Here is an 18,423-nt window from a genome sequence, read left to right as displayed (position 1 = left end):
CGTTTATGGATCAGAAATTCGCACGATGGACTCGCGGCAACGATGGCGCGAATTTCTGATCCACGACACTAGAGCCTGCGCAGCGAGACGGCCTCGATAACGTGGTCGCCGCCCTTCTTCAGGATCAGCGTCGCACGCGGCCGCGTCGGCAGGATGTTCTCAACCAGATTCTTGAGGTTGATCTCCTTCCAGATCGACAGCGCAACTTCCGTCGCTTCCTCGTCCGAAAGATTGGCATAGCGACGGAAATACGAACGTGGATCGTGGAACGCTGTATCACGCAGCGCGAGGAAACGCTCGACATACCATTTCCGCAATACCGGCTCTTCCGCATCGATGTAGACGGAGAAGTCGAAAAAATCTGACACGTAAGGGATCGCCTTGCCGTCACGCGGCAGCCGGCCGGCTTGCAGAACGTTCAAGCCTTCGACGATCAGGATGTCCGGCCGGTCGATCTGCACCCATTCGTTCGGAACAATGTCGTAAGTGATGTGCGAATAGATCGGCGCGCGCACCGGTCGGCGGCCGGCCTTGATATCGCTCAGGAACGACAGCAGCGTCGGCAGGTCGTAGCTTTCGGGAAAGCCTTTCTTCTGCATCAGCCCTTCCCGCTCGAGCACGGCAGTCGGGTAGAGGAATCCATCGGTCGTCACCAGATCGACCTTCGGTTTTGGCGGCCAGCGCTTCAGCAGCGCCTGCAGCACGCGCGCGGTGGTCGACTTGCCGACGGCCGGCGACCCTGCGACGCCGATGATGAAAGGCATCTTCGGCTCGTCGGAGTGCAGAAACCGCTTCTGCGCGACGAACAGCTCCTGGGTCGCCTCGACATAGAGCGACAACAGGCGCGACAGCGGCAGATAGATCTCCTCGACCTCGCGGATGTCGAGCCGGTCGTGCAGCGACCGCAGCGCGGCGACTTCGCTTGCGGCGAGCGTCATCGGCGTGTCGTCACGTTTGGCTGCCCACTCTTCGCGCGTGAAGGTGCGATAGGGCGTATAATGCTGTTCGGCTCTCACATCCATGAGTGCGTTACTTCTCATTGGCGCTTGCGTGCTGCTTTTTCTTCCAGACCCGACATGCCCGTCCGCTGGGCCAGCGCGGCCTCGACATCGGCAAGTGCAAGGCCGCGGGATTTCAGCAGAACGAGCAGGTGGTAGATCACGTCCGCGCTTTCAGCGACGAGCGCATTCTTGTCGCCTTCCACCGCAGCGATCACGGTTTCGACCGCTTCCTCACCGAACTTCTTCGCACAATGGGCCGGACCCTTGTCGAGCAGCTTGCGCGTGTATGACACATCGCCGCTCGCGGTTGCGCGGGCGTCGATTGTCGCGGCAAGATCATGGATCGTAAAGCGTGTCATCGTGGTGTCTTTTACCATCCCGCCAGCACCCCGGGGAGCGCAAAGTCCCGACAGAATTTAAGAATTAAGGCTAGATCCGAAAACTGGAGGTAGGCTTTCGGCTAAGATCATGCCCAAACCGAAGCTTGAGCGCTGATCCCGATCCGGCAAGGACCGGACCAGGGCCTTACGGGTCCAGCCGCATCGGTAAGCCCGCACGCAGCATATGTTCCTTCGCCGCCCGAACCGTGTGCTCGCCGAAGTGAAAAATCGAGGCCGCCAGCACCGCCGTCGCGTGGCCGTCGCGGATGCCTTCCACCAAGTGGTCGAGATTGCCGACGCCGCCCGAGGCTATCACTGGTACTGTCACACTATCAGCGATGGCGCGGGTCAAAGGAATATCGAACCCCTGGCGGGTGCCGTCGCGATCCATGGAAGTCAGCAGAATTTCGCCCGCTCCGAGCGAAACCACCTCCTGCGCATATTCGATCGCGTCGATCCCGGTGGCTTTTCGTCCGCCATGGGTGAAGATCTCCCAGCGGTCGGAACCGCCCGCGCGGGTTACGCGCTTGGCGTCGATCGCGACCACCACGCATTGATCGCCGAATTTCTCCGCGGCTTCCTTGACGAAATCACGCCGGTGCACGGCCGCAGTGTTGATCGAGACCTTGTCAGCACCCGAACTCAACAGCACGCGAATGTCCTCGAGCGTGCGCACTCCGCCGCCGACCGTCAGCGGCATGAAGCAGGCCTCCGCCGTCCGCCGCACCACGTCGAGCATGGTGCCGCGATTCTCATGGCTTGCGGTGATGTCGAGAAACGTCAGCTCATCTGCACCGGCGGCATCGTAGGCGATCGCCGCTTCCACCGGGTCACCGGCGTCGCGCAGATCGACGAAATTGACACCCTTGACGACTCGACCGTCCTTCACGTCGAGACAGGGAATGACACGAACCTTGAACATCGGCCTTCGTTCAGCTCCCGCGCCCGACTTTGTTGACCAGAACCAGCAGATACGCACACACGGCGACGACGATCGGGAAGGCGCCGAGGCTCAACAGCAATGCGGAAAACGCGTACGTCTCCTTGAACACCCATGCTGCGGTCCAGCACACGATCGCATTGGGTAATGCAAACACGAAGATCGGGGTCAACGCCTTTTCAAACGTTGGCGCCAGCTTGTCCGTCCGCGGGTTCGGCTGCCGATTGTCCATCACGACAGGCCTGCGCGCCGGGCGACGCCGGAGCGCTTGATCAGGGCGATGGCCGCAGCCGGATCGAGACGGCCGTCGTAAAGGGCACGGCCCGAGATCGCGCCTGCGAGCTTCTGCGCGCGCGGCGCCAGCAGCGCCTTGACGTCGTCCAGCGAGGCGAGCCCGCCCGAAGCGATCACCGGAATGGAAACACCGTCCGCAAGCGCAATCGTTGCGTCTAGGTTCAGGCCCTTCAGCAACCCGTCGCGTGCAATGTCGGTGAAGATGATTGCCGCGACGCCTGCGTCCTCAAATCGTTTCGCGATCTCCAACGCAGTGACTTGCGAGGTCTCCGCCCAGCCTTCGACCGCGACCTTGCCGTCACGCGCGTCAAGGCCGACGGCCACGCGGCCGGGATGCGTTCTTGCCGCTTCCTTGACGAAGGCGGGATCACGCACCGCGGCAGTGCCGATGATGACGCGGGCGATACCCTTGCCCAGCCAGCCTTCGACCGTCTTCATGTCGCGTATGCCGCCGCCGAGCTGCACCGGCATCGACACGGCGTTCAGCATCGCCTCGACAGCCAGGGCGTTGACCGGCTTGCCGGCAAACGCGCCGTCGAGATCGACGACATGCAGATACTCGAATCCCTGCTGCTCAAACGCGCACGCTTGTGCCGCGGGATTCGTGTTGAACACGGTCGCCCGCGCCATGTCGCCCTGTTCGAGCCGCACGCATTCGCCGTTCTTGAGATCGATGGCGGGAAAGAGGATCACGGCTTCCACTTCAGAAAGTTGGCGATCAGCGCGAGCCCGAAGCGCTGGCTCTTCTCGGGATGAAACTGCGTGCCGACAGCGGTATCCTTCGCGACAATCGCGGTCACCGGGCCGCCATAGCTCGCGCGCGCCAGCACGTCCGCCTCGTTTGCCGCCTTCAGGTGGTAGGAATGCACGAAGTAGGCATGGCGCCCCTGGTCGCCGAGCGGCAGCCTGTCCAGCAGCGGATGCTCGCGCAGAGGCTCGAGCGTGTTCCAGCCCATGTGCGGAATCTTCAGGCCTTCGTCGTTGGGCACGATCTTTTCGACGTCGCCGGCAAGCCAGCCAAGGCCTTCGGTCACGACATACTCGCGCCCGCGCTCGGCCATCAGCTGCATGCCGACGCAGATGCCGAAGAACGGGCGCGCCTTGTCGCGCACGACTTCGTTCAGGGCCTGAACCATGCCGTCCAGCGCGTCGAGGCCCTTGCGGCAGTCAGCAAACGCACCAACGCCCGGCAGCACGACCCGGTCTGCGCGCCAGACACGATCCGGATCGCGAGTGACCAGAACCGGCGCGGGACGCTCCATGCTCCGCGAAGCCCGCTCGAAGGCTTTCGCCGCCGAATGCAGGTTGCCCGAGCCGTAGTCGATGATAGCGACAGTCATCGCGATCCTCCGGGCTCAGGGAACAGACCGATGATGCCCTGCGGCGCCGAGGACGGCGCCCGCGGCTGGTTGGGCGCCGTCGGCACGGTGTAGGTGGGCGGCAACGCCGCGTCCTGTTGTTCGGTCCAGCGATCGAAGAAGCGCCGTTCGGCAGCCTCCTCGTCATCGGCAACGACAAAGTCGATCTGCCGCCACTTTCCCCGCGAATAGGTCCAGCGCCGAAGGCTGCCCGCTTCCAGACCCATCAGGATCGCGAGCAACAGCAACACGAGGGTGCGCACACCAGACGACGCCCCGAGCAGCGCCAGGGCGCTGCCAACCACAACGCTTACGGCGAGGTAGCCGATCAGCACCAGCCACAAGCGGTGCCAGATCAACCAGATCGGGCCGAACACCATCGCCCAGAAATGGAAGCCGTCGCGCAGGAAGACAAACCTGTCCGTATCCCCAAGCGCTTCCGGAGCGGATGGTGCATGAACTGTGTAGACCGGCATGTTTGTCATCTCACAAACATTACAACTAACTCGTTCGTCGACGACCGGCGCCGTGAACCCGGCTAGGCTAGGCGCCTAGCGAACCTTTGGTCGAGGGCACTTCGCCAGCGGCCTTCGGGTCGATGGCGACCGCCATTCGCAGCGCCCGCGCCAGCCCTTTGAAGCATGACTCGGCGATATGGTGGCCGTTCTCGCCATACAGCGTTTCAACGTGCAGTGTGATGCCGGCATTCATCGCGAACGCGTGGAACCACTCGCGCACGAGGTCCGTATCGAATTCGCCGATCTTGTCCCGTGCGAAGGCAACGTTGAACACCAGCAACGGCCGTCCCGAGATGTCGATCACCACGCGCGACAGGGTTTCATCCATCGGCATGTGCACGCTGGCGTAGCGGGTGATGCCCTTCATATCGCCGAGCGCCTGCCTCACCGCCTGGCCGAGCGCGATGCCGACGTCTTCCGTGGTGTGATGGTGATCGACATGCAGATCGCCATCCGCCTTGACCGCGATGTCGATGCGCGAATGGCGGGCGAGCAGGTCAAGCATATGATCGAAGAATCCGATGCCGGTTGCCGACGCGGACGCGCCGGTGCCGTCGAGGTTGACGCTGACCTCGATATCCGTCTCTTTCGTCTTGCGCTTGATCGTCGCCTTGCGCATGAAAAGCTCGCTCTCCGCCTGAAAAACGGGGGTCTTTTAACAGGCGAAATCGGCTTTCGCCACCGGCTAGTGTCCCTACTGACCCATTTTGCGGCCCATTTGCCGCTATGGTGACCGGATCACTGCGCAGGGCTTGAATTGAAGGCTTGCGCTTGAAGCCGCAAACATCATGTCTAGATCTGCCGTTTAGAGGGACCCGCTCATGCAAGCACCGCAATCCGCCCAGCTCACGTGGCACGGCACGACCATCGTCACGGTCCGCAAGGGCGGCAAGGTGGTGATCGGCGGCGACGGCCAGGTGTCGATCGGTCAGACAGTCATCAAGTCGAACGCCAAAAAAGTCCGCAAGCTCGGCAAGGGGGACGTCATCGGCGGCTTTGCCGGCGCAACCGCCGATGCCTTCACGCTTTTCGAGCGGCTGGAAAGCAAGCTGGAGCAGTATCCCGGACAATTGACCCGCGCGTCCGTCGAGCTTGCGAAGGACTGGCGCACCGATCGCTACCTTCGGCGGCTCGAGGCGATGATGATTGTCGCAGACAAGGACGTGTCGCTGGTGCTGACCGGCACCGGCGACGTGCTCGAACCGGAGGGCGGGCTGATGGCGATCGGCTCCGGCGGCAACTACGCCCTCGCGGCAGCCCGGGCACTTGCCGACAGCGACAAGGACGCAGAGGCGATCGTGCGTCGTGCACTGGATATCGCCGCCGACATCTGCGTCTACACCAACCGGAATTTGACGATCGAAACGCTGCCGGCGGCCTGAGCGATGTCCACGAGTTCGACCGCGGTTGACGTCGCGAGGCCATCCGGCGCCAAGCTCAGCCTGATGCAGACATCGCTCGCGGTCGCAGCATTGATCGCGCTGCAGGCTGCGCTGCTATTCTGGATGGGCCGTCTTCCGATCTGCGCCTGTGGCACCATAAAGCTGTGGCATGGTGTGGTGCAAAGCTCGGAGAATTCCCAACAGATCGCCGACTGGTACACATTCTCCCATGTGATCCACGGATTCCTGTTCTACGCGGCCACCCGCTTCGTGCTGCCACGCACCGACTGGACCATACGGCTCCTGATCGCGATGGTGATCGAAGGCGGCTGGGAGCTGATCGAAAACTCGAGTTTCATCATCGATCGCTACCGTACGGCAACGGTGTCGCTCGACTATTACGGCGACAGCATCGTCAATTCCGTCGCCGACATGGCCTTCATGATTGCGGGCTTTCTGCTCGCCATGAAACTGCCGGTAGCATTCACGATCGCGCTGGTGCTGGTGTTCGAGATCGCCGTCGGCCTCCACATCCGCGACAACCTCCTTCTGAACGTCATCATGCTGATCTACCCGAATGACACCATTCGCCAATGGCAGAGTGGACCGCCGATCATCTAGCTGCTTGCGCAAGCCACAACGGGACAATAATTAGCCGACATGACCGACTTCTCTCCCCGCGAAATCGTCTCCGAACTCGACCGCTTCATCGTTGGGCAGGCGGACGCCAAGCGCGCGGTTTCGATCGCGTTGCGAAACCGGTGGCGCCGGCTGCAGCTCGACGGCACACTGCGGGAAGAGGTGCTGCCGAAGAACATCTTGATGATCGGCCCAACCGGCGTCGGCAAGACCGAAATCTCGCGCCGCCTCGCCAAGCTTGCGGGCGCGCCGTTTATCAAGGTCGAAGCGACCAAGTTCACCGAGGTCGGCTACGTCGGCCGCGACGTCGAACAGATCGTTCGCGACCTCGTCGAGGTCGCCATCGCCCAGACCCGCGAGCGCAAGCGCAAGGATGTAAGAGCGCGCGCGGAGGTGGCCGCCGAGGAACGCGTGCTCGATGCGCTGGTCGGCGCCAATGCCAGTGCCGCCACGCGCGATTCGTTTCGTCGCAAGCTTCGCGCCGGCGAACTGAACGACAAGGAGATCGAAGTCGAGACGCAGACGTCCGGCGGCATGCCGACGTTCGAGATCCCCGGCATGCCCGGCGCACAGATCGGCGCGATCTCCATCGGAGACATATTCGGCAAGCTCGGGGGCCGCACCCGCACGCGGCGCATTACTGTCGCCGATTCCCATGAGATCCTCGTTGCGGAGGAATCCGACAAGCTGCTGGATACCGAGCAGCTGGTTCAGGAAGCGATCCACGTCGTCGAGAACAACGGCATCGTGTTCCTCGACGAGATCGACAAGATCTGCGCCCGCGGTGAACGCGTCGGCGGCGACGTATCACGCGAAGGCGTGCAGCGGGATCTTCTGCCGCTGATCGAGGGTACGACGGTCACCACCAAGCACGGCGCGGTGAAGACCGATCATATCCTGTTCATCGCGTCAGGCGCCTTTCATATCGCCAAGCCCTCCGACCTGCTGCCGGAACTACAGGGCCGCCTGCCGATCCGGGTCGAGCTGCAGGCGCTGACGCGCGACGACTTTCGGCGCATCCTCACCGAACCTGAAGCCTCGCTGATCAAGCAGTACGTCGCACTGATGCAGACCGAGGGTGTCAACCTTGAGTTCGCCGCCGACGCGATCGACGCCATCGCTGACGTGGCCGTCGGCGTCAACAGCACGGTTGAGAATATCGGGGCGCGGCGGCTGCAGACCGTCATGGAGCGGGTGCTGGACGAGATTTCATTCGCGGCTCCCGACCGCCACGGAGAAACCATCCGCATCGACGCGGCCTATGTGAACAAGCACATTGGTGATCTCGCCAAGAATGCGGATCTGAGCCGGTTCATTCTTTAGCTGACGAGCGTCTTCGTTATTGCGCGCCATTGCCGTTCGACGAACGGCATCGGTTCGCTCGGCTGAAGGGAGGCAATCCAGCGCGGCGTTGTCTCGTGCGCGGCCCAGATGGCTTCGTCGCTATCGCGTCCGCCGCAATCGCACGTAAAGCGCGCCCTCGCCGCCATGGCCGATGTGCGCTTCCTCGAATCCGACGATCAGGCTGCGCAGTTCCGGCAGGCCGAGCCAGAGCGGCACCTGGCGCCGCAGGATGCCGCGTTCGCCTTCGGCTGCGGATGCACGGCCCTTTCCGGTAATGATCAGAACGAACGTCGCACCGTCGCCGTGCGCACGTTGCAGGAAGGCAGTCAGCGTTCGATGCGCCCGTGCCTGGGTCATGCCATGCAGGTCGAGCCTGGCGTCGATCTGGTTGCGTCCTTTGGCAAGTCGCGACCGCTGCCGTCGTCCAAGTGGCGCCAGCGGCGGCAGTGAAGGTTGAGCAACCGGTGCCACGGATCGTCGCACCGCGGCCGGCTTGATTGACCGGGAAGGCTGCTGAATGGCTTCTGCAGCATCACTCTCGACGTCGTCAGGAACGATGCGCTTGCGGCGACGCAGCGGCGTTGTTGATTTCGCAACCGCATGCCACAGCGCTTTTTCTTCCTCGCTCAACGCGCGCTTGCGCCCGTGCGCCGGCAGCACTTTCCTCATCGGAGGTAACGGCGAAAGGTCTTGCGGCGCGGAGGCGGCCCGTCGGGACGGGCCTGTGGCAACGGAACGGCGGCAGGCGCCGCATCGGTCGCAACCGTTCCATCCTTCGAGTCCGCCACGGGCGTCTGCTTGTTGTCACCCTTCGGCTGCGTGTTCTTGGGGGCCTCGCTGGGCCCCTCTTTCGGTGCGTCCTTCGCAGGCGGAAACAGCTTGGCAATTTTGGCGGACGGCCGCGCGTCCGGCAGGATCATCCGCTTGCCGGCAGCCACAGGATCAAGGCCTTTCGGCACCAGCATGATGAAGCGCGCGCCGTGCTTCAATCGGCCGGAAATGCGACCGGCCTCCGCGCCGGCGCCGAAGTAGATATCTGCGCGCGCCGGACCGACGATCGCAGAGCCCGTGTCTTGCGACACCATCAACCGGCGAAAGGGCGTTTGCGATCGTTCGGACTCGATTGGCAGCTTGGCTTCGATGAAGAACGGCGTGCCGTAGACGTGCAGCAGGCGATCGACGGCAATCGAGCGGCCTGCGGTCAGCGGAATCCCCTGCGCACCGATGGCTTCGTCCTTGTCGGACAACTGGACCTCGCGAAAGAACACATAGGCCTTGTTCTGCCGACGGAGTTCCTTTGCAAGGTCCGGGTTGCTAGCCATGTAGTCGCGGATACGCTGCATCGACATGTCCTCGCGCGCAATGATGTTGCGCTCGATCAGGATGCGGCCCACCGGCGTGTAAGCCTGGCCATTGTGGGAATCATAGTTGATGCGGATAACCGATCCATCCTCGAGCTTGATGCGCGCCGATCCCTGAATCTGCATGAACAGCAGCTCGGTGAAGTTCTTGACGTAGCAGATTTCCAGGCCGCGTCCGCTCAGGATGCCATCCTCGATCTCCGCGCGATCGTAGTACGGCACGAGCTTGCGGCGGCCGATCTTGCGAAACACGTCGCCCTTGTTTGGCAAGCTTGCCGTGCTCGAGCGCACGCCGCGAACGAACAGGTTCGACGGCCGGCGATAGACGGGCACCGGAAACTGCTCGCTGTAGGTGCGCGAACCCTCGAGCACCGGCTCATAGTAACCGGTGACAAGACCCTCAGTTTCACCAAGGCGCGAGATGCGCAAGGGTACGAAATGCCGCTCGAAGAAGGCACGCGCCTCGTCGCTGCTCCTGACGTGCGCCGCGCGCGCTGCGCGGCATGGCTCGCTGAGCGAGGAGCCGAGCGCTTTCGGCTCCTTCGGCGGTTCGCGCCGCGCGACGATCGGTTTGCAGCTTGCTAGGAAAGTCTCGAAAGCGGCCTGTTGGTCATCCTCGGCCCAGCCCGGGATGTCCGCCCATTTTAGCGGTTCATATTGACTGCCGGCGATCTCAAGCGGCATCGGCGCGCCGCCGCGCTTGGCGAAGGCGGCAGGCGATATCAGGAGCGGGCCGCACAGGAACAGACTGAGAGTGCTGGCATACCACCAACGGCGCGAGCGTTTACTGCCCGCCTTCGGTGCCAACCAGCCTCCAGTTCGGATCGCGCGAGGCCATATCGCGGGAGAACGTCCAGACATCGGTGACATCGGTGATCGATTCCGGGCTGCCGTCGACGACCGCGCCAGCCTTGTCGCTAGTCACCGAGATCATCTGCGAAACGAAGCGCACTGTAAGGCTCGCTACGCGGCCACGCAGGTCGGCGCCGACGATCTCGGCCTTGTCGATGCCCACGAACTTGCGCTCCATCCGCTCGCCACGCTGCTCGCGCTCGCGGATCGCACCGTCGAAGCTTTCGAAGACTTCCGGCGACAGCAGATCCTTCAGCGTGCGCCGATCACCTTGGGCGAACGCCATCACGATCATCTCATAGGCGCCCTTGGCGCCGGCAACGAAATGCTTCGGATCGAAAGAAGAGTCCTCCTTGGCAATGCCGTCGAGACCGCGAGCGAGATCGGAGCCCGGCTCGGCAGTTCCCTTCCACCGCTCGGAGGTCGGCGCAGGATCGGCGGGTGCCAGCGGCGCCTGGTCGATGATCGTGCCCGGAATCGGCACGACGTTGTCACCGCGGGACGCATCACCGCCGCGGCCCTGCAAAACATCTCGTGCGGGCCGGTCGTAGGGCGGCCGCTCGCTCCCGGTGCGCTGGCCGAGGACGCTGCGCAACCGCAAAAAGATGAAGACGGCCAGCGCCAGAAAGATGATGGTGTAGATATCCACGTCGCGTGTACCTTCCAGTCGGCGGTGTGCCGGCCTGCGCACAGTACGATCCGCTCAGGCCATCCGCAGCACACCTCCATGTAAGCCTGAACCTTGACTGAGCCAACCCCGCCGTCGGCCGATTGGTCCCTGGCGGCTGCGCAAATTGACGCGTTTTTCTTTAGGCTCTGGCGACTTCTTCAGGCTCCGCCCACGGGGCCGGTTCGCTCTCTTCCGCGGACATGGGCGCCAAATCTGCCGAATTCTAGACCATCCGGTGGCACCGGCCAACCTTTTGCAGATGCAGGCCAGCGTGCTGGATTTGACGTTCGTACCGGCTTGCGGCTGGCCCCGCATACGAACGTCAACGCACACGAGCCTCACAAAGTTGCTCGTGAGCCCGCCCGGACCTGATGCGCATGATGCAAGCGTTGGACGGGACACGAGCGTCCTTGTCCCCGACCGGAGCCCTGTGTTAGCCACTCGCCGCAATCAGGGCGCTAGTGCGCTGGATTGATGTTCGGACCAGCGCTGCCCGCCAGTCATCAGCGCAAGCGTCGGATCGAAAAAGCGCACTAGCTTCATAAAGTTGCTGGCCTCCCTCTGGGTTCTAACGTTCGCAGACGAGGGCAGCCAAGCGATACGAACGTTAGAATCGGGACACCAGCTCCCGCAGGAGACGCATTCAAATGACCAATGGCAATGGTTCGCCCCGATCTGACGTCCCGGCCCCGCAGTTGAACGTCCTAGTGCAGTACACCAAGGATCTCTCGTTCGAGAACCCCAACGCGCCGCGTTCGCTGGGGCCGCAGCAACAGCAGCCTGCGATCAATATCCAGATCAACGTCGGAGCCAATGCCGTCGCGGAGCAGGATTACGAGGTCACGCTCTCGATCGAGGGGAAGGCCGAAATTGGTGACATGGTTTTGTTCAATTTCGAACTAGCCTATGCCGGCGTGTTCCGCATTCAGAACGTTCCACAGGAGAACCTTCACCCTGTGGTCATGATCGAATGTCCGCGGCTGTTGTTCCCGTTCGCCCGCGAGATCATCGCCACCTCGGTGCGGGATGGCGGGTTTCCGCCGCTGCTGCTCGACCCGGTCGACTTTGTCGGATTGTACCGGCAGAATCTGGCCGCCCAGACGACGCAGCAGCAACAGCAGCCAAGCTGAGCCGTTCGATCTGATCGGCCGGGTCCGACGTTCGTACCGGCATGACGCGAGTTCTCGGTACGACGTCAAACCCGGAATGCGCACAAACTTGCCGGTGATGTCCTGTCACGCTCGGTCGTTCGCAGACAGGCGGCGGCCGCAAAGCAATGCGAACCTTAGAACCGGGCGCTAGGCGTACTCGCCCCACAGCGCCTTGTCGCCGAGCGTCGCGACGAAGGCCTGGTGAGCGGCCAGCTCTGACTCAGACAGTCGTGGCAACAGCGGTTCCATCCGCTGCCGTCGCGGCGCATCAGCCTGTGTGCCGACGCGGATCTCGACTCTCTCCGCCAGAATGAGCTGCGACTGACGAGCACCGATCAGGTCGATGTACACCTCGGCCAATAGCTCCGCATCCAACAGAGCGCCATGCTTGGTCCGGTGTGAGTTGTCGATCGCGTAGCGCGAGCAGAGGTCGTCCAGGCGGTTGGAAACGCCGGGATGCTTTCGGCGCGCGAGCAGCAGTGTATCGACCAGCCGTTCGCGAGGAATCGGCGTGCGCGCAGTTCTTTCGAGCTCGGCGTTGATGAAGCCGATGTCGAACGATGCGTTGTGGATTACCAACGGCGCCTCGCCGACGAATTCCAGGAACTCTTCGGCGATGGCCGAGAACACCGGCTTGTCTGCAAGAAATTCAGTCGACAGGCCGTGGACGTCGAAAGCCTCCTTCGACATCTCACGCTGCGGATTGATGTAGCGATGGAATGTTTGCCCGGTCGGCATGCGGTTGAAGATCTCGACGCAGCCGATCTCGACCAGACGATCCCCGCGCAGCGGATCGAGCCCCGTCGTTTCAGTATCGAGAACAATTTCGCGCATGATCCAGTTCGCGCAGGATGAAGACCATCAGCGGCGTTGATCAGGCCGAATCACGCCGTCTGATCGGCATCTTAACGACTTCGGCGAGGATGTCGCGAATCCGGGCGCTCACCGGCTCTATTCCAGAAGATGTATCCACGACAAAGTCGGCGCGGGCGCGTTTTTCTACGTCGGGCGTTTGTCGCGCCAGGATTGCGTCCAGCTTGTCCTGAGTCATGTTCTCGCGCGCCAGCACGCGAGCGCGCTGGATCTCGGCCGGCGCCGACACGACGACCACAGCGTCGACGCGCTTTTCGCCGCCTGTTTCGAACAGCAGCGGCACGTCGAGCACCACGACGGGCGCTCCGGCCCTTTCCGCATCGTCGAGGAACCTCTTGCGATGGGCGCCGAGCATCGGATGCACGATCTGCTCCAGTCGCTTCAACTCCTCTGGATGTCCCAGCACCTTGGCCGAAAGCTTCTGACGATCGACCTTGCCATCGCGGGTCGTGCCCGGGAACGCTGCCTCAACCGCCGGCGCAGCTTCACCCGCATAGACGGCATGCACGGCGGCGTCCGCGTCGTAGACCGGTACACCCTGATCCGCGAATAGTTGCATGGTGGTCGACTTGCCCATCCCGATCGACCCGGTCAATCCAATGATCCGCATCTGCTTCTCTTGTTCTTGTTATTCGGCAACGAGGCCCATGTCGCGCAAGGACGCGAGCAGCGGCAATAATGGCAATCCGAGGATCGTAAAATGATCGCCCTCGATGCGTTCGAACAGGTGCACCCCGAGACCCTCAAGTTGATAGGCCCCGACACTGGTCGTCACCGCATCGCCAGCCGCATCAAGATAATTGTCGATCATCGCTTCGCTGAAGCTGCGCATGGTCATTCGCGCCACTGCAACATGCGCAAACAGAATTCGCTCATCTTTTGCCAATGCAATTGCAGAATGCAATTCGTGCGTTTTGCCGGCCAGCGATCGAATCTGGTCGGCCGCCTGAGTGCGGTCGGCTGGCTTGTTGAAGAGCCTGTCTTTCAGCGACAGGGTCTGGTCGGCGCCAACCACAAAACGTCCAGCATTGCGCGATGCGACGTACAGCGCTTTCGACTTGGCAAGCAGGGTCGCAATCGCGGCGGCATCCTTCAGCTCTGATGCGAGCTGGATTGCGCGCTCATCGATGTCTGCAGGTATCGCTTCGAATGGGATACCGGCACCCTTCAATAACGCCTGTCGGGACTTGCTTTGCGAGGCAAGAACAAGCGGTCTGTCGTCGGACCACAGCGTCATGGCGAACTCCGCTGGCGTTGCCGATCGGACAGAAGCTTGATGATGGCGGCAGCAGTCTCCTCAATGGAGCGACGCGTAACGTCGAGTTGCGCCCAGCCATGCCTTGCGCTGAGCTTGCGGGCAAACATGACCTCGTCCGTGACCGACTGCTTGTCGACATAAGAGTCGCTGTCCATCTGTTGTGCACCAAGACCGAGCAGGCGATTTTGCCGGACCTGGATCAAGCGCTCCGGCGTCGCATGCAGGCTGACGATCAACGGCCGTGTGAGGGTCTCCAATTCCGCCGGAAGCGGTATGCCTGGAACAAGCGGAATGTTCGCGGTGCGAATGCCGCGGTTGGCAAGATAGATCGACGTCGGCGTCTTCGACGTTCGCGACACGCCAACGAGCACGACCTCCGCTTCTTCCAATCCTTCGGTGTGCTGACCATCGTCGTGCAGCATCGTGTAGTTCAGCGCATCAATCCGTTTGAAGTACTCCGCGTTCAGCACGTGCTGCGCGCCGACTCGGTGGGAGGTTTCCGCACCGAGATAGGCCTGGAACAATTGCAGCACCGGCCCGATGATCGAGAGGCTCGGGATATTGATCTCCGTGCATTTCTTCTGCAGCCGGTCCACGAGCTCGTCGTCCAGCAAGGTGAACAGCACGATGCCTGGCGATTCCTCGATCTCGCTCAGAACCCGGTCGAGCTGCTTCTGACTTCGCACCAGCGGATAGACATGCTCGATCGGCGTCACATTCGTGTACTGGGCGGCGACGGCACGCGCGACAGTGATCAGCGTTTCGCCGGTGGAATCGGACACCATATGCAAGTGGAAATAGCTGGCAGACGAGACAATCATGGCAACAGGCGATCCGGTCGGTCATCCTCGGATATCGGCATGGATTGTGAATTGATGTTGAGGAATCGACGCAAATCCATTCGTCGGTATTCCCGAGCGGGATAAGCGGCAAAGTCGTTCACAAACACCCTCGCGGGGACAATTTCAGGCTCCGGAAACGATGATAATGGGGTTATGTGGACTTGTCTCTTGATATTCGGACCAGCAATGCAGCAGGAAGCCGATAAAGCCGATGTTATTTGGCTCGATGACGGCCCTGTTGAATATGGGCACAGTCGCGGGAGGGTGTGGATGATCGCTGGATAAGTCCTGGGCTTCGAGTCGTGAGTCAAATCCACGGCCTAACAGCTACTAACTAGAATCTTGAAATAGATAGTTTTAAGAGAAGAGCCCCTTGAGGAAACCTTGGTGAGCAACGCTTTTCTGAACGTGCTGGATGGACAGCGTACGGCCACACCGCCCGTCTGGATGATGCGGCAGGCGGGCCGCTATCTGCCGGAGTATCGCGCGCTGCGGGAGCAGGCGGGCTCGTTCATGAAACTCTGCTTTACGCCGGAACTTGCCGCCGAGATCACGCTGCAGCCGATTCGCAGGTTTCAATTCGATGGGGCGATCCTGTTTTCCGACATTCTGGTTATCCCGCATGCGCTGGGCCAAACAGTGAGGTTCGAGGCGGGCGAAGGCCCTCGCCTGGATCCGCTCACGAACGAACACGCGATCGATCGATTGCCGCGCATGGTGGATCAAGCGATCCTCTCGCCGATCTATCAGACGGTGCGGCAGGTGAAGCCGCAACTCGATGAGAGGACGGCCTTCATCGGATTTTGCGGCGCTCCCTGGACGGTCGCGACCTACATGATTGCCGGTCATGGCACCAGCGACCAGGCACCGGCCCGCATATTTGCCTACGAACAGCCGAAAGCGTTTGCGAAGCTGATCGACCGCCTGATCGAGAACTCAGTAGTCTACCTCGAGAAGCAGTTCGAAGCAGGCGTCGAAGCCGTGCAGCTGTTCGACACCTGGGCGGGTGTGCTGCCGCCGGAAGAGTTCAGGCGCTGGTGCATTGCGCCGGCTGCAGAGATTGTCAGCGAGCTTCGGCGGAAGGTGCCGAACGCGCGGGTCATTGGATTTCCGCGCGGCGCGGGGCACCTGCTTTCAGAATATGTGGATGGTGTGCCGGTGAACGCCGTCAGCGTCGACTGGACGGCCGACCGGACGTTCATTCGCGAGCGCGTACAGGCTCGCGTTGCAGTCCAGGGAAATCTTGATCCTCTTGCACTGCTGGTTGGCGGCGATGCGCTTGATCGTGCGGTCGATGTCATCCTGCACGATTTTGGGAAAGGCCGCTTCATCTTCAATTTGGGTCACGGCATCCTGCCGGCAACGCCGATCGCGCATGTGGAGCGGATGCTCCACCGAGTGCGGGGACAATAGGAAGCAGCGATGTACGAGTGGGTGAAGGCCTTTCACGTCATTGCCGTCATCTCATGGATGGCGGGGATGCTCTATCTGCCGCGGTTGTTCGTCTATCACTGTGATGCGCAGATCGGATCGAAGCAGTCCGAAACGTTCAAGGTCATGGAGCGGCGCCTTCTGAAGGCCATCATCAATCCGGCGATGATTCTGACCTGGTTGCTCGGGCTGGCACTGGTCTGGCTCGGAGGCTGGTACGCGGCGGGCTGGATGCATGCCAAGTTTGCGCTGGTCATCCTGCTGTCGGCGCTGCACGGCTTCCTGGTGCGTTGCTGGCGCGAATTTGATGCCGACCGGAATACCCGGAGTCAGAAATTTTATCGTATTATCAATGAAGTACCTGCAGTCTTAATGGTCGGTATCGTCATTTTGGTAATCGTAAAGCCGTTTTGACCGTTTATCTGTGGGCGACGGCGATCCCGCTACCTTGCGTAAGTCGCGCTGCTTGAATATATTTTCGACGTATCCCACCGAACGCAGGCGGATGTGGCCCGGTCCCCTCTCGGCAGACCGGCTGTCGCATCAGGTTCAAGGCCCCGTCGGGACCGATCACCTTAGAAGACCTGATCTTGGAACTTCTTAAAGCTCGACGATCTGCATCCAGACTCTGCGACCCCCTCCCTCCTCTTCCCGCGCCGCATTTGGTCATTTTGAACCCCGGCGCTGAAAATTTTCCACAGGACTACCCCTATGCCGGAAATGAAGCTTCAGGACCTCAAGGCCAAATCCCCCGCCGAACTTGTGTCGTTCGCCGAAGAGTCCGGGGTCGAGAATGCCTCGACGATGCGCAAGCAAGAGTTGATGTTCGCGATCCTTAAACAGCTCGCGATCCAGGAAACCGACATCATCGGTGAAGGTGTGGTCGAGGTGCTGCCGGACGGTTTCGGCTTTCTCCGCTCACCAGATGCCAACTACCTGCCTGGCCCTGACGACATCTACGTCTCGCCGTCACAGATCCGCCGGTTCGGCCTGCGCACCGGCGACACGCTCGACGGGCAGATCCGCTCGCCGAAGGAAGGCGAGCGCTACTTCGCGCTGCTCAAGGTCAATTCGCTCAACTTCGAGGACCCGGAGAAGTCGAAGCATAAGGTTAACTTTGACAACCTGACGCCTCTCTATCCCGACGAGCGGTTGAAGATGGAGCACGAGGATCCGACCAAGAAGGACCTGTCGGCGCGGGTCATCGATATCGTAGCGCCGATCGGCAAGGGTCAGCGCGCACTGATCGTGTCGCCGCCGCGCACCGGCAAGACCGTCCTGTTGCAGAACATCGCACACGCGATCACCGCCAATCACCCGGAATGCTATCTGATCGTGCTTCTGATCGACGAGCGTCCGGAAGAAGTCACCGATATGCAGCGCTCAGTGAAGGGCGAGGTCGTTTCGTCAACTTTCGACGAGCCGGCGACGCGGCACGTGGCTGTTGCCGAGATGGTGATCGAAAAGGCCAAGCGCCTGGTGGAGCACGGACGTGACGTCGTCATCCTGCTCGATTCGATCACTCGCCTGGGTCGGGCCTACAACACCGTCGTGCCGTCATCAGGCAAGGTGCTGACCGGCGGCGTCGATGCCAACGCGCTGCAACGGCCGAAGCGCTTCTTTGGTGCCGCACGCAATATCGAGGAAGGCGGATCGTTGACGATCATCGCAACGGCGTTGATCGATACCGGCAGCCGCATGGACGAAGTCATCTTCGAGGAGTTCAAAGGCACCGGTAACTCGGAGCTGATCCTCGATCGCAAGGTCGCGGACAAGCGGACGTTCCCGGCGATCGACATCACCCGCTCCGGTACCCGCAAGGAAGAGCTGCTCACCGATCCGCAGCAGCTCAAGAAGATGTATGTGCTGCGCCGTATCCTCAATCCGATGGGCACGATGGATGCGATCGACTTCCTGCTGGACAAGTTGCGCAACACCAAGACCAACGGCGAGTTCTTCGAGTCGATGAACACGTGAGCGGTGCTGCGCGAGCAGGTTGCTCGCGCAGACACAGGTGGGGATGAGAGGAAATCCCGCGTTACGGCGTAATGATTTTAAGCCGAATCTCCGTCGTCGTGCCCGGCCCCTGGGTCCGCGCGAAGCCCGGCCCGAGGACAGGCTCCGGCGGG

The 18,423-nt window shown here is 61.7% G+C and carries 22 protein-coding genes; 7 read left to right on the top strand and 15 right to left on the bottom strand.

Annotation, left to right across the window (positions count from 1 at the left end; translation table 11 throughout):
* Positions 1–68: 68 nt before the first annotated feature.
* The 8 genes from coaA to hisB form a co-directional block, all read right to left on the bottom strand.
* On the bottom strand, positions 69–1,022 hold the full coding sequence (gene coaA / locus RCO31_RS33485) for a type I pantothenate kinase (RefSeq protein WP_308972723.1): 954 nt from the start codon (positions 1,020–1,022) through the stop codon (positions 69–71).
* A gap of 14 nt (positions 1,023–1,036) precedes the next feature.
* Entirely contained in the window at positions 1,037–1,360 is a 324-nt protein-coding gene (locus tag RCO31_RS33480; RefSeq protein ID WP_308972719.1) for a phosphoribosyl-ATP diphosphatase, read from the bottom strand.
* Positions 1,361–1,526: 166 nt separating this feature from the next.
* Positions 1,527–2,303: an imidazole glycerol phosphate synthase subunit HisF gene (gene hisF, locus RCO31_RS33475; protein ID WP_308972718.1), complete on the bottom strand. Its 777-nt coding sequence runs from the start codon at positions 2,301–2,303 to the stop codon at positions 1,527–1,529.
* 10 nt (positions 2,304–2,313) lie between these two features.
* A complete protein-coding gene (locus RCO31_RS33470) occupies positions 2,314–2,553 on the bottom strand; it encodes a hypothetical protein (RefSeq protein ID WP_308972717.1) in 240 nt (79 codons plus the stop codon).
* On the bottom strand, positions 2,553–3,317 hold the full coding sequence (gene hisA / locus RCO31_RS33465) for a 1-(5-phosphoribosyl)-5-[(5-phosphoribosylamino)methylideneamino]imidazole-4-carboxamide isomerase (RefSeq protein WP_308972716.1): 765 nt from the start codon (positions 3,315–3,317) through the stop codon (positions 2,553–2,555). The genes RCO31_RS33470 and hisA overlap by 1 nt, the downstream gene beginning before the upstream one ends.
* Positions 3,305–3,955 (bottom strand): imidazole glycerol phosphate synthase subunit HisH, encoded by a 651-nt coding sequence (gene hisH, locus RCO31_RS33460; RefSeq protein ID WP_308972715.1) that lies wholly within the window; start codon positions 3,953–3,955, stop codon positions 3,305–3,307. Before hisH ends, hisA begins: the two co-directional genes overlap by 13 nt.
* Positions 3,952–4,449 (bottom strand): DUF2628 domain-containing protein, encoded by a 498-nt coding sequence (locus RCO31_RS33455; protein ID WP_308972714.1) that lies wholly within the window; start codon positions 4,447–4,449, stop codon positions 3,952–3,954. Before RCO31_RS33455 ends, hisH begins: the two co-directional genes overlap by 4 nt.
* Positions 4,450–4,516: 67 nt before the next feature.
* The gene (gene hisB, locus RCO31_RS33450) at positions 4,517–5,110 is read right to left on the bottom strand and encodes an imidazoleglycerol-phosphate dehydratase HisB (RefSeq protein ID WP_308972713.1); all 594 of its coding nucleotides are present in this window, start codon (positions 5,108–5,110) and stop codon (positions 4,517–4,519) included.
* A gap of 202 nt (positions 5,111–5,312) precedes the next feature.
* On the opposite strand from hisB, the gene hslV reads away from it, so the two are divergent.
* From hslV to hslU, 3 genes are read left to right on the top strand one after another with little or no spacing between them, the layout of a single operon-like run.
* Complete coding sequence (gene hslV / locus RCO31_RS33445) at positions 5,313–5,873, top strand: ATP-dependent protease subunit HslV (protein ID WP_308972712.1); 561 nt, start codon at positions 5,313–5,315, stop codon at positions 5,871–5,873.
* A gap of 3 nt (positions 5,874–5,876) precedes the next feature.
* Entirely contained in the window at positions 5,877–6,494 is a 618-nt protein-coding gene (locus RCO31_RS33440) for a DUF2585 domain-containing protein (protein ID WP_374991573.1), read from the top strand.
* 39 nt (positions 6,495–6,533) lie between these two features.
* Positions 6,534–7,835 carry an ATP-dependent protease ATPase subunit HslU gene (gene hslU, locus RCO31_RS33435; protein ID WP_308972711.1) on the top strand — a complete coding sequence of 434 codons (1,302 nt, stop codon included), beginning with the start codon at positions 6,534–6,536 and terminating at the stop codon, positions 7,833–7,835.
* Between the two features lie 120 nt (positions 7,836–7,955).
* On the opposite strand, the gene RCO31_RS33430 is transcribed toward hslU, so the two are convergent.
* The 3 genes from RCO31_RS33430 to RCO31_RS33420 form a co-directional block, all read right to left on the bottom strand.
* Positions 7,956–8,525, bottom strand: a complete 570-nt coding sequence (locus tag RCO31_RS33430; RefSeq protein WP_308972710.1) for a Smr/MutS family protein — start codon at positions 8,523–8,525, stop codon at positions 7,956–7,958.
* Positions 8,522–9,901: an MltA domain-containing protein gene (locus RCO31_RS33425; RefSeq protein ID WP_308972721.1), complete on the bottom strand. Its 1,380-nt coding sequence runs from the start codon at positions 9,899–9,901 to the stop codon at positions 8,522–8,524. The genes RCO31_RS33430 and RCO31_RS33425 overlap by 4 nt, the downstream gene beginning before the upstream one ends.
* 100 nt (positions 9,902–10,001) lie before the next feature.
* Positions 10,002–10,718 (bottom strand): Tim44/TimA family putative adaptor protein, encoded by a 717-nt coding sequence (locus RCO31_RS33420; protein WP_308972709.1) that lies wholly within the window; start codon positions 10,716–10,718, stop codon positions 10,002–10,004.
* 668 nt (positions 10,719–11,386) lie between these two features.
* Here RCO31_RS33420 and secB point away from each other — a divergent pair.
* Entirely contained in the window at positions 11,387–11,869 is a 483-nt protein-coding gene (gene secB / locus RCO31_RS33415) for a protein-export chaperone SecB (protein ID WP_308972708.1), read from the top strand.
* Between the two features lie 168 nt (positions 11,870–12,037).
* Here the strand turns inward: secB and dnaQ are convergent, their stop codons facing one another.
* The 4 genes from dnaQ to RCO31_RS33395 are packed head-to-tail and all read right to left on the bottom strand — an operon-like array spanning position 12,038 to position 14,842.
* The gene (gene dnaQ / locus RCO31_RS33410) at positions 12,038–12,724 is read right to left on the bottom strand and encodes a DNA polymerase III subunit epsilon (RefSeq protein WP_308972707.1); all 687 of its coding nucleotides are present in this window, start codon (positions 12,722–12,724) and stop codon (positions 12,038–12,040) included.
* Positions 12,725–12,764: 40 nt separating this feature from the next.
* Positions 12,765–13,373 (bottom strand): dephospho-CoA kinase, encoded by a 609-nt coding sequence (gene coaE, locus RCO31_RS33405; protein WP_308972706.1) that lies wholly within the window; start codon positions 13,371–13,373, stop codon positions 12,765–12,767.
* A gap of 18 nt (positions 13,374–13,391) precedes the next feature.
* A complete protein-coding gene (locus RCO31_RS33400; RefSeq protein WP_308972705.1) occupies positions 13,392–14,000 on the bottom strand; it encodes a Maf family nucleotide pyrophosphatase in 609 nt (202 codons plus the stop codon).
* A complete protein-coding gene (locus tag RCO31_RS33395) occupies positions 13,997–14,842 on the bottom strand; it encodes a pyruvate, water dikinase regulatory protein (protein WP_374991572.1) in 846 nt (281 codons plus the stop codon). Before RCO31_RS33395 ends, RCO31_RS33400 begins: the two co-directional genes overlap by 4 nt.
* A gap of 405 nt (positions 14,843–15,247) precedes the next feature.
* Here RCO31_RS33395 and hemE point away from each other — a divergent pair, with 405 nt between their 5' ends.
* From hemE to rho, 3 genes are all read left to right on the top strand, one after another.
* On the top strand, positions 15,248–16,276 hold the full coding sequence (gene hemE, locus RCO31_RS33390) for a uroporphyrinogen decarboxylase (RefSeq protein ID WP_308972704.1): 1,029 nt from the start codon (positions 15,248–15,250) through the stop codon (positions 16,274–16,276).
* 9 nt (positions 16,277–16,285) lie between these two features.
* Positions 16,286–16,708, top strand: coding sequence for a protoporphyrinogen oxidase HemJ (hemJ, locus tag RCO31_RS33385; RefSeq protein WP_308972703.1), 423 nt, complete (start codon positions 16,286–16,288; stop codon positions 16,706–16,708).
* Positions 16,709–17,005: 297 nt separating this feature from the next.
* Positions 17,006–18,271: a transcription termination factor Rho gene (gene rho / locus RCO31_RS33380; protein ID WP_308972702.1), complete on the top strand. Its 1,266-nt coding sequence runs from the start codon at positions 17,006–17,008 to the stop codon at positions 18,269–18,271.
* The last annotated feature ends 152 nt before the right edge of the window (positions 18,272–18,423 follow it).

The sequence above is a fragment of the Bradyrhizobium sp. LHD-71 genome (assembly GCF_031157255.1).
GTDB lineage: Bacteria > Pseudomonadota > Alphaproteobacteria > Rhizobiales > Xanthobacteraceae > P52-10.
Note: the sequence above shows the minus strand (reverse complement) of the source record. Positions and strands in the feature narration are given on the sequence as shown.

Excerpts from the sequence above, each read along its gene's own strand:
- RCO31_RS33440 (WP_374991573.1), top strand. The coding sequence starts at position 5,877 with ATGTCCACGAGTTCGACCGCGGTTGACGTCGCGAGGCCATCCGGCGCC.
- hisH (WP_308972715.1), bottom strand. The coding sequence starts at position 3,955 with ATGACTGTCGCTATCATCGACTACGGCTCGGGCAACCTGCATTCGGCG.
- secB (WP_308972708.1), top strand. The coding sequence starts at position 11,387 with ATGACCAATGGCAATGGTTCGCCCCGATCTGACGTCCCGGCCCCGCAG.
- coaE (WP_308972706.1), bottom strand. The coding sequence starts at position 13,373 with ATGCGGATCATTGGATTGACCGGGTCGATCGGGATGGGCAAGTCGACC.
- RCO31_RS33480 (WP_308972719.1), bottom strand. The coding sequence starts at position 1,360 with ATGACACGCTTTACGATCCATGATCTTGCCGCGACAATCGACGCCCGC.
- hisF (WP_308972718.1), bottom strand. The coding sequence starts at position 2,303 with ATGTTCAAGGTTCGTGTCATTCCCTGTCTCGACGTGAAGGACGGTCGA.
- RCO31_RS33470 (WP_308972717.1), bottom strand. The coding sequence starts at position 2,553 with ATGGACAATCGGCAGCCGAACCCGCGGACGGACAAGCTGGCGCCAACG.
- RCO31_RS33430 (WP_308972710.1), bottom strand. The coding sequence starts at position 8,525 with ATGAGGAAAGTGCTGCCGGCGCACGGGCGCAAGCGCGCGTTGAGCGAG.
- dnaQ (WP_308972707.1), bottom strand. The coding sequence starts at position 12,724 with ATGCGCGAAATTGTTCTCGATACTGAAACGACGGGGCTCGATCCGCTG.
- RCO31_RS33395 (WP_374991572.1), bottom strand. The coding sequence starts at position 14,842 with ATGATTGTCTCGTCTGCCAGCTATTTCCACTTGCATATGGTGTCCGAT.
- RCO31_RS33400 (WP_308972705.1), bottom strand. The coding sequence starts at position 14,000 with ATGACGCTGTGGTCCGACGACAGACCGCTTGTTCTTGCCTCGCAAAGC.
- hemJ (WP_308972703.1), top strand. The coding sequence starts at position 16,286 with ATGTACGAGTGGGTGAAGGCCTTTCACGTCATTGCCGTCATCTCATGG.
- rho (WP_308972702.1), top strand. The coding sequence starts at position 17,006 with ATGCCGGAAATGAAGCTTCAGGACCTCAAGGCCAAATCCCCCGCCGAA.
- coaA (WP_308972723.1), bottom strand. The coding sequence starts at position 1,022 with ATGGATGTGAGAGCCGAACAGCATTATACGCCCTATCGCACCTTCACG.
- hisB (WP_308972713.1), bottom strand. The coding sequence starts at position 5,110 with ATGCGCAAGGCGACGATCAAGCGCAAGACGAAAGAGACGGATATCGAG.
- hslV (WP_308972712.1), top strand. The coding sequence starts at position 5,313 with ATGCAAGCACCGCAATCCGCCCAGCTCACGTGGCACGGCACGACCATC.
- RCO31_RS33425 (WP_308972721.1), bottom strand. The coding sequence starts at position 9,901 with ATGCCGCTTGAGATCGCCGGCAGTCAATATGAACCGCTAAAATGGGCG.
- RCO31_RS33455 (WP_308972714.1), bottom strand. The coding sequence starts at position 4,449 with ATGCCGGTCTACACAGTTCATGCACCATCCGCTCCGGAAGCGCTTGGG.
- hslU (WP_308972711.1), top strand. The coding sequence starts at position 6,534 with ATGACCGACTTCTCTCCCCGCGAAATCGTCTCCGAACTCGACCGCTTC.